General features: G+C 72.7%; 14 protein-coding genes. 6 read left to right on the forward strand and 8 right to left on the reverse strand.

Features of this window, described 5'->3' with window-relative positions:
• The coding region (locus ACGFYH_RS12580) for an IS701 family transposase (protein WP_393803338.1) at nucleotides 1-437 on the reverse strand (437 nt) is incomplete at its 3' end.
• 370 nt (nucleotides 438-807) lie between these two features.
• On the opposite strand from ACGFYH_RS12580, the gene ACGFYH_RS12585 reads away from it, so the two are divergent.
• From ACGFYH_RS12585 to ACGFYH_RS12595, 3 genes are all read left to right on the forward strand, one after another.
• Nucleotides 808-2,016 carry a glycoside hydrolase family 64 protein gene (locus ACGFYH_RS12585; protein ID WP_393803115.1) on the forward strand — a complete coding sequence of 403 codons (1,209 nt, stop codon included), beginning with the start codon at nucleotides 808-810 and terminating at the stop codon, nucleotides 2,014-2,016.
• A 72-nt stretch (nucleotides 2,017-2,088) separates the two neighbouring features.
• Complete coding sequence (locus ACGFYH_RS12590; protein ID WP_393803116.1) at nucleotides 2,089-3,219, forward strand: PP2C family protein-serine/threonine phosphatase; 1,131 nt, start codon at nucleotides 2,089-2,091, stop codon at nucleotides 3,217-3,219.
• A 76-nt stretch (nucleotides 3,220-3,295) separates the two neighbouring features.
• Nucleotides 3,296-3,517, forward strand: coding sequence for a hypothetical protein (locus tag ACGFYH_RS12595; RefSeq protein ID WP_393803117.1), 222 nt, complete (start codon nucleotides 3,296-3,298; stop codon nucleotides 3,515-3,517).
• A gap of 62 nt (nucleotides 3,518-3,579) precedes the next feature.
• On the opposite strand, the gene ACGFYH_RS12600 is transcribed toward ACGFYH_RS12595, so the two are convergent.
• The 4 genes from ACGFYH_RS12600 to ACGFYH_RS12615 form a co-directional block, all read right to left on the reverse strand.
• Nucleotides 3,580-4,056: a DUF5709 domain-containing protein gene (locus ACGFYH_RS12600; protein WP_393803118.1), complete on the reverse strand. Its 477-nt coding sequence runs from the start codon at nucleotides 4,054-4,056 to the stop codon at nucleotides 3,580-3,582.
• 73 nt (nucleotides 4,057-4,129) lie between these two features.
• Nucleotides 4,130-5,617: a hypothetical protein gene (locus ACGFYH_RS12605; protein WP_393803119.1), complete on the reverse strand. Its 1,488-nt coding sequence runs from the start codon at nucleotides 5,615-5,617 to the stop codon at nucleotides 4,130-4,132.
• Nucleotides 5,618-5,764: 147 nt separating this feature from the next.
• A complete protein-coding gene (locus tag ACGFYH_RS12610; RefSeq protein ID WP_393803120.1) occupies nucleotides 5,765-8,143 on the reverse strand; it encodes a glycoside hydrolase family 65 protein in 2,379 nt (792 codons plus the stop codon).
• Complete coding sequence (locus ACGFYH_RS12615) at nucleotides 8,140-8,880, reverse strand: beta-phosphoglucomutase family hydrolase (protein WP_393803121.1); 741 nt, start codon at nucleotides 8,878-8,880, stop codon at nucleotides 8,140-8,142. The genes ACGFYH_RS12610 and ACGFYH_RS12615 overlap by 4 nt, the downstream gene beginning before the upstream one ends.
• Nucleotides 8,881-8,934: 54 nt before the next feature.
• Between ACGFYH_RS12615 and ACGFYH_RS12620 the strand changes: the two genes are divergently transcribed.
• Nucleotides 8,935-9,624: a nucleoside/nucleotide kinase family protein gene (locus ACGFYH_RS12620; RefSeq protein ID WP_393803122.1), complete on the forward strand. Its 690-nt coding sequence runs from the start codon at nucleotides 8,935-8,937 to the stop codon at nucleotides 9,622-9,624.
• Between the two features lie 21 nt (nucleotides 9,625-9,645).
• On the opposite strand, the gene ACGFYH_RS12625 is transcribed toward ACGFYH_RS12620, so the two are convergent.
• Nucleotides 9,646-9,813, reverse strand: coding sequence for a hypothetical protein (locus ACGFYH_RS12625; RefSeq protein ID WP_393803123.1), 168 nt, complete (start codon nucleotides 9,811-9,813; stop codon nucleotides 9,646-9,648).
• A gap of 196 nt (nucleotides 9,814-10,009) precedes the next feature.
• On the opposite strand from ACGFYH_RS12625, the gene ACGFYH_RS12630 reads away from it, so the two are divergent.
• A complete protein-coding gene (locus ACGFYH_RS12630) occupies nucleotides 10,010-10,927 on the forward strand; it encodes a MurR/RpiR family transcriptional regulator (RefSeq protein WP_393803124.1) in 918 nt (305 codons plus the stop codon).
• Between the two features lie 332 nt (nucleotides 10,928-11,259).
• Nucleotides 11,260-11,643, forward strand: coding sequence for a hypothetical protein (locus ACGFYH_RS12635; protein ID WP_393803125.1), 384 nt, complete (start codon nucleotides 11,260-11,262; stop codon nucleotides 11,641-11,643).
• A gap of 14 nt (nucleotides 11,644-11,657) precedes the next feature.
• Here the strand turns inward: ACGFYH_RS12635 and ACGFYH_RS12640 are convergent, their stop codons facing one another.
• Together ACGFYH_RS12640 and ACGFYH_RS12645 are read right to left on the reverse strand one after the other, a co-directional pair.
• Complete coding sequence (locus ACGFYH_RS12640) at nucleotides 11,658-12,134, reverse strand: flavin reductase family protein (protein WP_393803126.1); 477 nt, start codon at nucleotides 12,132-12,134, stop codon at nucleotides 11,658-11,660.
• An 18-nt stretch (nucleotides 12,135-12,152) separates the two neighbouring features.
• Nucleotides 12,153-12,986, reverse strand: a complete 834-nt coding sequence (locus ACGFYH_RS12645; RefSeq protein ID WP_393803127.1) for a hypothetical protein — start codon at nucleotides 12,984-12,986, stop codon at nucleotides 12,153-12,155.
• Nucleotides 12,987-13,000: the final 14 nt, after the last annotated feature.

A 13,000-nucleotide genomic window follows, 5' to 3' on the forward strand; every position in this document is an offset into this window, starting at 1 on the left:
CAGCGGGCCGCGTCCTCGGTCCAGGAACGCGGGACATACAACTCCCGGTCGATCGCCGCGTGCCCGAGCGGGGTGGAGTAGGTGAGGTAGACAGCAACCTGGCTGTTCTCGATGCGTCCGGCGGTGCCGGTGTACTGGCGCTGCACGCCCACCGTGTGCGTGCCCTTCTTCAGGTCGCCGGTCTCGTCCACGACCAGCACCGCGTCCTGGTGGTGCAGGCGCTCGACGACGAAACCGCGGATGTCGTCGCGTACCGCGTCGGCGTCCCACCTGGCTCTCGACAGCAGATGCTGCAGACCGTAAGGGGTCGTGTCCCCGGCATGCTCGGCGAGCGTCCAGCAGTTCTTGCGCGGCAGGTCCGACAGCAGCCCGAGCACGAACGCCCGTGCCCTGCGACGTGGTTCCACCCGGACGAACCGCCCCGCGATACGGCCCATCAGTACCTCGAACGTCTCCTGCCAGCGGCCAGGATCTATGCTGTGACCTGCGGCCACCGTCTGATCTTCTGTCTTCACACACCGATGATCACCGGTGGCCGCACCCGTTCCCGGACCAGCCCCGACCAGCAAGATCGCGATCTACAGCTGGAGTATTAAGCGCGCCTTAAACACCGATTAAGCGTTCCCTGCGCGACACCGGCCGCCCCAAGTGCGAGCTGGCACAACGGGTTCGGGGCGGCTGAGGGCTGTTGGCCGGGCCGTCCGCCCTGCGTACCATCACCGCACCGCGTGAGAGCGCTCTCAGGCATTCCCCTCCCGGGTCCCGCTCTCCCTCCGTAAGACCCCGATCACTCTGGAGACCCCCCACATGACCCCTCGTCACCAGCGTCCGCTCGCCCGCCGCAAGCTCCTCGTCGCCCTCGGCGGAATGGTCGTGGCCGCACCGGTCGCCGCCGCCGTCGCCCCGCACGCCCTCGCGGGCGTCGGCTCGGACGGCACGGCCCCCGAGGCCGAGGCGGCGGGCGCCCTGCCGCTGACGGTCGTCAACAGCACCGGCACCTTCGGCAACGCCGACGTGCATCTCTACATCGTCGGCAACGTGGACGGCCGCCAGGTGCGTGTCACCCCCGACGGCAGGGTCGCGCCCGTGGCCCTCTCCGACAACGGCGCCGACGGCTATACCGACTACGCGATCGGTCTCGCCGGCAGCGGCGAGACCAGGCTGAGCCTTCCCCACCTATCCGGCCGGATCTACGTGTCCCTGGGCGGGAAGCTGAAGTTCAGGGTCGTCACGGACGGCGCGGGCAACCCGGCGCTGCAGTACCCGGCGGGCTGGGTCGAGTCGGACCCCAACTACGGGGTGCTGCACGACTGCGCGGAGTTCACGTACAACTCCTCCGGCATGTTCTGCAACACCACCATGGTCGACATGTTCAGCGTGCCGCTCGCCATCCGGCTGACCGGCGCCAGGGACCAGACCACCGGCACCGTCCGGGCCGGCGGCCGGGCGGGCGTCTTCGAGGCGGTGCGGAAGGTCGAGGAGTTCGCACCGCTGGTCGTGGACGACACGCGGGTGATCGCCCCCGGCCACGGGCTGGACGCGGGTCTGTTCCCCAAGGACTACCTCGCCCCGTACATCGACGAGGTGTGGAGCACCTACACCGGCAAGGACCTCAGGATCGCCACCAACGCCGGGACCTTCACCGGCCGGGTGCGCGGGGACCGGCTGACCTTCACCGGGCCCGCCCAGGTGTCCTTCGCCAAGCCGTCCACCCGGGACGTGCTGTTCTGCGACGGCGCCCTGGCCGCGCCCAACGACGGCACGACCGGGCCCGTGGCCGCGGTCCTCGGCGCGGGCTTCAACCGCTCCACGCTGGTCTCCTCGGCCGAGCAGCCCACGACCGACCCCGCGACGTTCTACGGCACCGCGCTGACCAACCACTACGCGAAGGCGGTGCACGCGGCCACCGAGGACGGCAGGGCGTACGGTTTCGCCTTCGACGACGTCGCCGACTTCGCCTCGTACATCCAGGACACGGCGCCCACGGGCTTCCGGCTGACGCTCGGCGCCTTCTGAGTCCCCCCGCGGATTCCCGCCCGCCCGGCTCCCCCGCGTGCGGGCGGCCCGGGGGCGTAGGAGCGTGGTGGTGTGCGAAGGGTGTCCGCCCCGCCGGCGCGCCGGGGCGAGGACCGGCGGAGCTGGCTGAGCGGAGCGCCGCCGCCCCGCTGGGTACGGGTGCTCCCGCCGGCCCTCGTCGTGGGGATCTGCGTGGCGACCCTGCTCAGTCAGGAACCCCTGGAGATCGGGTTCCTGCTGGGCGCCATTCCGCCGCTGGCCGTCCTGTCGTACGGCCCACTGGCGACCGCCGTGCTGGGCGGTGTGGTGATCGCCCTGCTGCACATCCCGGCCCTCCAGCTCGACCGGCCGGGCGACGCCGACCTGCTGACCATCGTCTTCGTCGCCGTGCTCAGCGTCTTCGTGTCCTTCGTTCGCAGTCGCCGTGACGCCCAGCTGGGTCTGGAACGCACGGTCGCCGAAGCCGCGCAGCACGCCGTCGTACCGCCGCTGCCCGAGCGGGTTGGGGTGGTGCGGTGTGCGGGGCTGTACCGGGCGGCGCAGCGCGGGACCCTGGTCGGGGGCGACTTCTTCGACGTGTGGGACGGGCCCTTCGGCGTGCGGGCCGTGATGGGGGACGTGCAGGGGCACGGCCTGTCGGCGGTGTCGACGGTCGCCTCGCTGCTGGGGGCGTTCCGGGAGGCGGTGCTCGACCAGCCGGGCCTCGCGTCGGTGGCCGGGCGGCTGGATCGCAGGCTGCTGGTGGACTCGGCGGACGCACGGCACGCCGAGCTGTTCGCGACGGCCGCGCTGCTGGAGTTCTCCGCCGACGCCCTGGAGGTGCGCGTCGTCGTGTGCGGCAGCCCGCCTCCCCTGCTGCTGCGGGGTGCGGACGCCACGGAGCTGGAGGTCTCGCCGTGGACGCCGCTCGGGCTCGGGCTGGCGGACGCCGGGGCGATCGAGGCGTGCACGGTGTCGCTGCGGCCCGGCGACCGGCTCTTCCTCGCCTCCGACGGCGTGGTCGAGGCCAGGGACGACAGCGGCGCGTTCTATCCGCTGGCGGACCGGCTGAGCGCCCTCGCGGACGAGGACTCCGCCGCACTTCCGGAACGGGTCTGGGCGGATCTCGTGCGCTTCTGCCCGGATGTGCAGGACGACGTCACGATGCTCGTGCTCACTCCCTCGCGGCCGGCGCCCGGGATGCGCGGGCCGGTTCCGCATTGAATGGTGTTATCGGGATATTCGGGACCCACAACAGCACGGCACCGAAGCAGCGATCCGGATGCGAGGAGCATTGATCATGTCGACGTCACAGCCCGACGCCTCCCGGCCCTCCGAAGCCCGTGCGGGCGACGACCGCGCCACTCCGGACGACCTGCTCCACGCCCGTACCGGCACGGAGGTGTCCCCGGAGGACCTCGTCCTGGCGGCCGGCCGGGACGTCACCCCGAAGAACCTGGAGTGGGCCAGGCGCAAGCTGGCCGACGAGGGCCCCGCGGCCCTCGACAAGCTGCTGCCCTGACCCCCGCTGCCCCGACGCCGGGGCCCCGGCGTCGCTACGCCTCCTCCCAGGGGGAGTCCGCCCTAGGAGCCCGGGAGCTCCGTCTCGTCCTCCACCACGTGCACCGCCGCCTCCTCGGCGCCCGCGGCCCCGCCGTCGATGCCGACGTCCCTGGCGACCGTCTCCTTGGTCGTGTCGGTGCGTACGCCCTCGTCGGGGGCGACCAGCCGCCCGGAGCGATCGGTGCCCGCCTCCGGGTCGACCGGTTCGCCCTCGCCGTCGGGCTCGTCGCCCACGCCGTCCCCGTCGGGCGCCGACACGTCGGGCACCTCCTCGGCCAGTCGTTCGTCGAGGGTCTCGCCCTCGTGCTGCTCGGCGGCGGTGGTGCCGTGTTTGGTCACGCCAAGCGGCTTCTCCGGCGGGGAGTAGCCCTCGTCGAGCGTGTCGTCGTAGGTCCGCTCGTCGAGGGCGTCCTGGAGGTCGAGGGGCGCGGCGTCCTCCTGCTCCTCGTTGCTACCGGTGGGCTGGTAGGCGTCGTCGGCCATCGGGTCCGTGCCCATCGCTGCCTCCCTCTCGCGCTCGCGTCGGCTCGGTCGTGTCGCTGTCCGGTTCGCGTTTCCCGATTCGCGATCTTTAACCCGGAGGTGCGACGCGGATCACCAGGCCGGTGATGCGGTGCGGAGCCCAGTCGCGGGCGTAGCCGGGCGGGGTGCCGCCGGGGCCGGTGAGGGCGGCGGCCGGGATGCGCCGGGCGGTGTCGGTGATCTCGGCGGCGGTGGTGTTCTCGTTGTTGCCGCCGGTGGCGCCGGAGGAGCAGCCGGTGTAGTAGCCGATCGGGATGGCCTCGTGCCCGGTGAGCAGACAGGGCGGGCGGACCCCGAGCCGGTGCAGTTCGTCGGCGACGCGGGCCCAGTCCTCACGGCTTTCGACGTTGCGGTCCACGGTGCCGACGAGGACCGACAACTGGACCGCCAGATGCCCGGCCAGCGCGAGCGCCACCAGCGTCGCGGCCACGGGGCGCCACCTGTCGCGGCCGGTCCCGGCCAGGTGCCACAGCGCGTCGGCGACCGGGACGGCGAGCAGGGCGTAGGCGGGCTGCAGGAAGCGGGGCGCCGCGTAGCCGATCATGAACAGGTACGGTGCCGCGGCCGTCGCCGCGCAGGCGAAGGGGACCAGCGTCGCGGCGGCGCGCCGGGCCCGGACCGCGACGGCCACGCCGAGGACGGCGACGACCGGGAGCAGTAACCACCACACGGTGACCACCGGGTGCGGCATCGCTCCCGTGCACGGGCGGCACAGGCCCCGTCCGCCCAGGCTGCGCATCTGGTCGTCGACGGCGAGGTTCCAGCCGAGGCCGCCCTGGATCTCGGAGGCCCGGGACAGCCGCTCCCCGAGGCCGCCGTACCAGGCGTACGCCTCGATCACCCACTCCGCTCCCCCGGCCGCCAGGCCGCCCGCGAGGGCGAGGAGCAGCGGCCAGTGCCGGCGCACGAGGACGAGGACCAGCAGGGGGACGGTCACCCAGACCGCGTCGGTGGGCCGCATCAACGCCATCAGCGCGGCCCCGGCCGCCACCCCCCACAGTGTCCCCCGGCCGGAGCGCCCCCGCCCGGCCCTCAGGGCGCGCAGGCAGCAGCCCGCGGTGATCAGGGCGCCGATCGCGACCCAGTAGTTGGGCATGGCCTGCGGACCGTAGAAGAGGGTCACCCACAGGGTGGCGAAGAACGCTCCGGCCGTGGCGAGGACCCGGCCGGGGAACAGGCCCTTCCAGGCGCGCAGGGCGAGGTACAGGCCCAGGCCCGACATGACGGCGAGGTACACGCGCAGCAGTTCGGTGGAGGCCGACCAGGAGGCGACGGGCGCCACGAGCAGGGAGACGCCCCGGGACCGGGGCGCGCTGAAGAAGGCGGCGGGGTGGTGGGTGGTGACCTGGCTGACGTACACCGTCTCGTCCCAGCCGAGGCCCATCGCGGGGTGGACGAAGACCAGCTGGGCCAGGGTGAAGACGGCGGCGACCGCGGCGATCCGTGCGTCACCGCGCCGCCGCCGGGGGGTGCCGCGCGTGCCTGCCGCCTCGTTCCCGCGCCTGCCGACGAGCATGGTGTTGGCGCGGTCGGCCATCGTGCACCCCTCACCCCCGCTCGTCGCGGGGCCGCTCGGTCCTCACCTCCTGCCGCCCGTGGCGGGAGCCCGGAATCCCGGAAAACAAGGTCAAACTACCCCGCGTGCCACCGGCACGCAGGACAGAACTCGGCCAGTCTGGCCACCTCATCCGTCACTGGGGCCGGTCCGGTCGGCGGCGTTGGGGCGGCGGTGCGGGGGCTGTTCGGGTGTGGGCCGCCACTTCGGCGCGGAAATGCCGAGGGTGACAGGGCCGTCCCCGTTCACACGCACCTCGGTTCCGTGGTGATGGATCGTCAGGGGCTCGCCGCCCAGCAGCGAGTACGTGGCCTTGTCGGCTTCGATCTCCACCTGCAGGCACCGGCCGCGGAACTGGAGCCGGAAGGCGAGGCGGCTGAACTTCTCGGGCAGCCGGGGCGAGAAGCTCAGGCTGTCGCCGTCCCGGCGGGTGCCGCCGAAACCGGCGACCAGTGCCATCCAGGTACCGGCCAGGGAGGCGATGTGCAGTCCGTCGCGGGTGTTGTGCTCCAGGTCCGCCAGGTCCATCAGGGCGGCCTCGGTGGCGTAGTCGTAGGCCAGCCGCAGATGCCCCGTCTGGGCGGCGACGACGGCCTGGCAGCACGCGGACAGGGAGGAGTCCCGCACGGTCAGCGGCTCGTAGTAGGCGAAGTTGGCGGCGATCTGGTCCTCGTCGCAGTGGGCGTCGAACCAGCTGCCGCAGGTGTACATGGCCAGGACGAGGTCGGACTGCTTGACGACCTGCTTGCGGTAGATGTCGAAGTAGGGGAAGTGCAGCATCAGCGGGTACTGGTCGGCCCCGGTGCCGGCGAAGTCCCAGCGCTGGTGGCGGGTGAAGCCCGCGTGCTGCTCGTGGACGCCGATCTCCTCGTTGTACGGGATGTGCACGGCCTCGGCGGCGTCCCGCCAGGTGGCGCTCTCCTCCTCGTCGACGCCGAGCCGGGTCGCCTCCACCGGGTGGCGTTCGCAGGCGTCGGCCGCGGCGAGGAGGTTGGAGCGCGCCATGAGGTTGGTGTAGGTGTTGTCGTCGACCACGGCGCTGTACTCGTCCGGGCCGGTGACTCCGTCGATGTGGAAGACCCCGTGGTGGTCGTGGTGGCCCAGCGAGCGCCACAGCCGGGCCGTCTCCACCAGGAGTTCCAGGGCGGTCTCGCGTTCGAAGTCGGTGTCGCCGGTCGCCGCCGTGTAGCGCACCGCGGCGTGTGCGATGTCGGCGGCCACGTGGAAGGCCGCCGTGCCGGCCGGCCAGTACGCGGAACCCTCCGAGCCGTCGATGGTCCGCCACGGGAACGCGGCCCCGCGCAGCCCGAGCTGGGTGGCGCGGTCCCGTGCGGCGGGCAGAGTGCCCTGGCGCCAGCGCAGCGCCTCGGCGACGGCCCCCGGCGCGGTGTAGGTCAGCAGGGGCAGCACGAACATCTCGGTGTCCCAGAACGCGTGCCCGTCATATCCGGAACCGGTCAGCCCCTTGGACGGAATCGCTCGCTGCTCGGCGCGGGCCCCGGCCTGCAGTACGTGGAACAGGGCGAAGCGGACGGCCTGCTGGATCTCCTCGTCGCCGTGCACCTCGACGTCCGCGCGGGCCCAGAAGTCGTCGAGGTAGGCCCGCTGCTCGGCCACCAGGCCGTCCCAGCCGCCGTGTGCGGCGGCGGCCAGCGCCGCCTCGACCTGGTCGCTCATCGCGGGCCTGGAACGGGCACCCGACCAGCCGTGGGCGACCGTCTTCTGCACCCGCAGCCGCTGCCCCGGGTCCAGGACGGAGGTGATGGTCAGCCGGGACACGTTGGTGTTGCTCTCGCTGCTGGTGGTGATCTCCCCGGGAGCGTCGACGACGTGGTCGGCGGCCACGGCGACCCTGAGGCCGCTGCGCCGGGTGCGGTGGACCAGGCGCAGCCGGGACCCGACGGCCATGTCCTCCTCCGGCTCCAGTGGGGACTGCAGCGCCTTGGCCGCGCGGGGGTCGCCGTCGGGGTCGGGCAGGCTCTCGTTGGTGACGAGCTCCGACTGGATGACGACCCGGGTCCGGCTGTCGAGGGGCTCGACCTCGTACTCCACGGCGGCGATGGCTCGCTGGGTGAGCGAGACCAGGCGGGTGGAACGCACCCGGACGGTCGTACCGGCCGGTGAGGTCCACTCGCAGGTCCGCTCCAGCACACCGCGCCTGAAGTCCAGGGTGCGTTCGTGCTTGCCGAGCCTCCCGTAGCGCAGGTCGAAGGGCTCGTCGTCGACGAGCAGGCGCAGCAGCTTGCCGTTGGTGACGTTGATGACGGTCTGACCCGACTCCGGGTAGCCGTAGCCCGCCTCGGCGTAGGGCAGCGGGTGGAGTTCGTAGACGCCGTTGAGGTAGCTGCCGGGCAGGCCGTGCGGTTCGCCCTCGTCGAGGTTGCCGCGCCAGCCGACGTGCCCGTTGGACAGGGCGAAGACGGACTCGCTCTGGGCCAGGAGGTCGAGGTTGAGGGCCGTCTCGCGCACCCGCCAGGGCTCCACGGTGTACGTCCGGTTGGTGATCACGCGCGGCCTCCCAGGTCGGCGAGGTCCTTGACGACGCGGTCGGCGCCGTGGGCGTAGAGAGCGTCGGTCTGTCCGACCCGGTCGACGCCGACGACGTAGCCGAAGTGTCCGGAGCGGCCGGCGTCCATGCCCGCCAGCGCGTCCTCGAAGACGGCGGCACGCGACGGTTCGACGCCGAGTTCGCGGGCGGCGGCCAGGAAGGTGTCGGGACGTGGCTTTCCCGGCAGTTTCCGTTCCCTGGCCACCACGCCGTCGATCCGTACGTCGAACAGCCGCTCGGCGCCGATGGAGTGCAGCACGTCCCGGGTGTTGGCGCTGGAGGAGACGACGGCGGTGGCGAGTCCGGCGGCGCGGACGGCGTCGATGTAGCGCAGCGTGCCCTCGTAGGGTTCCACGCCGTCGGTGCGGATCTTCTCCAGGAGTAGTTCGTTCTTGCGGTTGCCGACGCCGTTGACGCTCCGCGCGCCGGGGGGATCGTCGGGAGTGCCCTCGGGCAGCTCGATGCCGCGGGAGGCGAGGAAGGAGCGTACGCCGTCGGCGCGGGGGCGGCCGTCGACGTACTGGTCGTAGTCGGAGTCGGTGAAGGCGCGGAAGTGAGCGCCGTCCCGCTCGCGCAGGAAGGCGTCGAAGGTCTCCTTCCAGGCGGCGGCGTGCACCACCGCCGTTCTGGTGACGACCCCGTCGAGGTCGAAGAGGCAGGCCTGGATGTCGTCGGGAAGTCCGAGCTGCGTCGTCATACCCCCCACAGTTCCCCGCCGGAGCGAGTCCCATCGGGTGACACACTGTGGGGTGTGTCGCTGACTTTCGACGACTTGCTCGCCCGCGCCCGTTCCCTTCCCCGCGACGGACGGCGCGCCGTCCTGGGCATCGCGGGCAGCCCCGGCTCCGGCAAGTCGACGCTCGCGGAGGATCTGGTGCGGGAGCTGAACGGCACGGGTGAGCCCTGGGTGGCGCACGTGCCGATGGACGGCTTCCACCTCGCCGACGCCGAACTGGACCGGCTCGGCCGCCGGGAGCGCAAGGGCGCACCGGACACCTTCGACGCGGCCGGGTACGCGGCGCTGCTGAGCAGGCTGCGCGAGGAGGCGGACGGCGACATCGTCTACGCGCCCGGCTTCGAGCGGGTGCTGGAGCAGCCGATCGCCGGGGCCGTGCCGGTGCCGCCCGCCGCACGCCTGGTCGTCACCGAGGGCAACTACCTGCTGCTGGAGACCGGGTCCTGGGCGCGGGTGCGGTCCCGGCTGGACGAGGTGTGGTTCTGCGGGCTGGACGAGAGGGAGCGCGTGCGGCGGCTCGTGGCGCGGCACGAGCGCTTCGGCAAGTCCCCCGCGGACGCGGCCGCCTGGGCGCTCGGCCCCGACCAGCGCAACGCCGACCTGGTCGCCACGACCCGGCACCGGGCCGATTTGGTGGTTCCGGACGGGGCGACGCGCGGCCGGCCCCCGGCAGCGCGGGGGCCCGCGCCCTCGTCGCCCGTGTGATCAACGCCGGTGCGGGCGCGGTCACTCCTCGTCGAAGTCGTCCGGGCGGACGTGCGCCTCCTCGAGGGCCTCGCGCATGGTCCGGCCGGTGCCACCCGTCGTGGGGGGCTCGTCCTCCTCGCGCCGGCGCTGGTCGAGAACGTCGTCGGTGGTGTCGGTCTTCGGCCGGTTCTCTTCCGGGACGGTCATGACGGCGGCTCCTGGTCCGTGTGCGGTCGGTGGGCTTTCGGTGCCCCTGGTCCTTACGTGGCGGCGGGTTCCCGGGCGGCGCGCCGCTATCCCCCTCAAGGGCGGTGCGGTGACCTTTCCGTGTGCGGCGACCCGCCCTGCCTGCCTCAGCGGGTGAGCTATGTTGACCTCCGTGGGAGACAGAGGAGGCGCACCGGTGCCATCGCCGCAGCAGGCTCGTGCGCAGGCATCGGCGATCACCTCGGGACGGGCGGCCCCGGAGTCGGAGGCCTCCCCCACCTCCCGGCTCAGGACGCTGTTCGACCGGCCCCGCCTCTCCCCGGGACAGCGGCGCATCGCGCAGTACCTCATCGAGCACCTCACCGAGGCGGCGTTCCTGTCGATCACCGACCTGGCCGACCGGGCGGGCGTGAGCCAGCCGTCGGTGACACGGTTCGCCTCGGCGGTCGGCTTCAGCGGTTACCCGGCCCTGCGGGAGCGGCTCCAGGCGATCGCGCTGGGCGGCCGCGGCGGGGCCGCGGCAGAGGAGAACCGGGGCAACGAGCTGCAGGCGGCCGTCGACGCCGAGATCGAGAACCTGGAGAACCTGCGGCGCGACTTCGCCGACGCGGACCGGGTGATCGACGTCGGCCGCAAGCTGGCCGCCTCGGCGCCGCTGACCGTCCTCGGCCTGCGCATCTCCGTCTCGCTCGCCGAGTACTTCGCCTACGCGGCCCGCCGTGTCCATCCCGACGTACGCCTGGTGACCCAGGGCGGCAGCGTCGCCTACGACGCCCTGCTCCAGTCGCGGGAGGCGGGCGGCACCTGGGTGCTGGCCTTCTCCATGCCACGGCACGCCCACGAGACGCTGGACGCGGTCCTGGTGGCACGCGGTGCCGGGCTGAAGGTGGCTCTGATCACCGATCTGGCGCTCGGTCCCCTGGTGGACGAGGCCGACGTCACCTTCGCCACCGGCACGGGGTCCCGCCTGGTCTTCGACTCCTACGCGGCGCCGGGCGTGATGTGCGCGGCGCTGCTCCAGGCCATGACCGACGCCGATCCCGAGCGGACGCAGGCCCGGCTGGAAGAGTACGAGCAGGTCGCGGACCAGCACCAGTTCTTCCTGCGGGACTGAGCGGGCCGGGTCCTCACTCAGGGAGGGGTCGGCGCGGCGACGGGTCGGCGCGGACGGGACCGTCCCCGTCACAGCAGGCATGAATGTTTTCATACGTCTTGCAAAGCAGATGGCATATATAAATACTGCTCACGGATCGCAACCCGGCCGTCCCGGAATGCGTCCGCACCTGCCGCGAACACCTCGGGCCGCCGACTCCTACCCGCTTCGGCGCTCCGGGTGTTCCGGTCGGGCGTCGCCTGCGCGACCGCCCGTGGCGGTCCCGGTCGTCCCCTGGACCGGGACCGCCCCCACCCGTCGCCCACCCCGTCGACGCCGCACACCCGGAAGCGATGATCATGCCCCTGACGACCACGCGCATCAGCCCGGACTGGCCCTGCCAGGTCAGGACTCCCGGCAGCTACGACTGGGAACGCTCGGCCACCAGGTGGCTGCGCGAGCTGGTCCCGGCCCGCTACGCCGGCTATCCGGCCCTGATCCGGCATCCGGTGCTCCTCGCCCGTCATGCGCAGATCCAGGTCCAGCAGGAGATCCGGGTGGCCCGCACCGCTCTGCAGACCGCCCGGGCGGACCTGCCGCGGCTCGGTCTGCACGAGGCGGTCATCGAGCACACCATCAAGCTGTACGCGGCGGAGGTCCTCCAGTTGCAGCACATCGCGCGCAGCGTGCGGGCGGTCACCGAGGCACTGGCCGAACGGGGCACCGCCGGGCGCTGACCGGCGGATGCGCGTCAGTCCACCGGGTGCCCCGGCCGGATGGTGCGGGCGTCGGAGAGCCGCAGCAGCGGTCCGGCGGCCTGCTCCCGCCCTCCCCACTCGACCGGCTCGAGAACGAAACCGACGTGGTCGCCCCCCGCGATCCGCTCCACGAACCACGCTTCGGCGTCTTCCAGCACGACGGCCCCGCCGTACGCCTCCCGTCGGCGGACCCGCTGGAACTTGTCGATGTCGTCGCCGCTGCGTCCGCCGAACAGCTCGGCCTCGGCCCGCCGGTCGCGGGCGAGCAGATGGACCGCCAGGACGTCGGCGGACCGCGCGACGCGGTAGGTCCGGTTGACGTCGGAGATCCAGACGACGTACCGCACGGGCCGGATGGAGCACTGCGAGCAGAAGCCGACCAGGCAGCCGGCCCGTTCTCCGTCCGCGGCGGCCGTGACGACGCACATGTCCGGGTCGAGTCGGTCCAGGAACACGTCCATGGCGGCCATGTTAGGCCGCTGGGCCGTTCAGGTGGCGAGCAGGCGGCGCAGGGCCGTGCGCAGGGCGGTGACGAAGGCGTCGCGGGCGGGCTCGTCGAGGGCGTCCAGGGACAGGTAGGGGTTGAGGTCCTCCAGCTCGACCAGCAGCAGTTCGCCGCCGGGCGCGCGGCAGGCGTCGACGCGCTGGATGCCGTGGTCGACGCCGTTCCACTCGATGAACCGCCGCGCGAAGTCGAGGTCCGCGACGGTGGCGTCGTAAGGCTCCAACCGCCAGCGGCGTTCGGGGTGCGGCGCGTACAGGGCGTACTGGTAGTCGTGGTCGACGAAGTAGAAGGACACCTCGTAGGCGAAGTCGACGCGCGGCTGGACGAGGAGGTCCGGGGCTCCGGCCAGCGCCTCGCGCACCCGGCCCGCGGCCACGATCCGCAGGCCCGCCGAGTCGGCGCCGAGCCTGGGCTTGACGACGTACTCGTCCGCGACGGGCAGCCGGTGCAGGTCCTCGGGGCGGTCGACGGTGGGGATGACCGGGAACCCCGCGGCGGTCAGGTCCACCAGGTACTGCTTGCCTGCCATGTCCGCCCTGCCGGTGAGCTGGTTGTAGACCCGCGTGCCACGCTCGGCCGCGCGCTCGCGGAAGGCGTCGTAGGCGGTCTTGTACGCCGGCACGGGACCGCTGTTGCGTACGACGACGGCGTCGAAGGCGTCCAGCAGTGCGGCGGCGTCCCGGGGGTGGCACAGGGCCAGGTCGAACTCCTCGCGCAGCCGTGCGGTCAGGAAGATGTCCTCGTCGCAGTAGCGCCGCCCGCGCGCCTCGTAGGCCAGGTCGGTGACGTACAGGACGCGGGGGCGGGTGAACGGCATGCGGGGCTCCTCCG

Origin of the sequence: Streptomyces sp. NPDC048392 (assembly GCF_043200575.1) — a bacterium.
Classification (GTDB): domain Bacteria; phylum Actinomycetota; class Actinomycetes; order Streptomycetales; family Streptomycetaceae; genus Streptomyces.

Excerpts from the sequence above, each read along its gene's own strand:
- ACGFYH_RS12645 (WP_393803127.1), bottom strand. The coding sequence starts at position 12,986 with ATGCCGTTCACCCGCCCCCGCGTCCTGTACGTCACCGACCTGGCCTAC.
- ACGFYH_RS12600 (WP_393803118.1), bottom strand. The coding sequence starts at position 4,056 with ATGGGCACGGACCCGATGGCCGACGACGCCTACCAGCCCACCGGTAGC.
- ACGFYH_RS12635 (WP_393803125.1), top strand. The coding sequence starts at position 11,260 with ATGATCATGCCCCTGACGACCACGCGCATCAGCCCGGACTGGCCCTGC.
- ACGFYH_RS12615 (WP_393803121.1), bottom strand. The coding sequence starts at position 8,880 with ATGACGACGCAGCTCGGACTTCCCGACGACATCCAGGCCTGCCTCTTC.
- ACGFYH_RS12595 (WP_393803117.1), top strand. The coding sequence starts at position 3,296 with ATGTCGACGTCACAGCCCGACGCCTCCCGGCCCTCCGAAGCCCGTGCG.
- ACGFYH_RS12605 (WP_393803119.1), bottom strand. The coding sequence starts at position 5,617 with ATGGCCGACCGCGCCAACACCATGCTCGTCGGCAGGCGCGGGAACGAG.
- ACGFYH_RS12625 (WP_393803123.1), bottom strand. The coding sequence starts at position 9,813 with ATGACCGTCCCGGAAGAGAACCGGCCGAAGACCGACACCACCGACGAC.
- ACGFYH_RS12585 (WP_393803115.1), top strand. The coding sequence starts at position 808 with ATGACCCCTCGTCACCAGCGTCCGCTCGCCCGCCGCAAGCTCCTCGTC.
- ACGFYH_RS12640 (WP_393803126.1), bottom strand. The coding sequence starts at position 12,134 with ATGGCCGCCATGGACGTGTTCCTGGACCGACTCGACCCGGACATGTGC.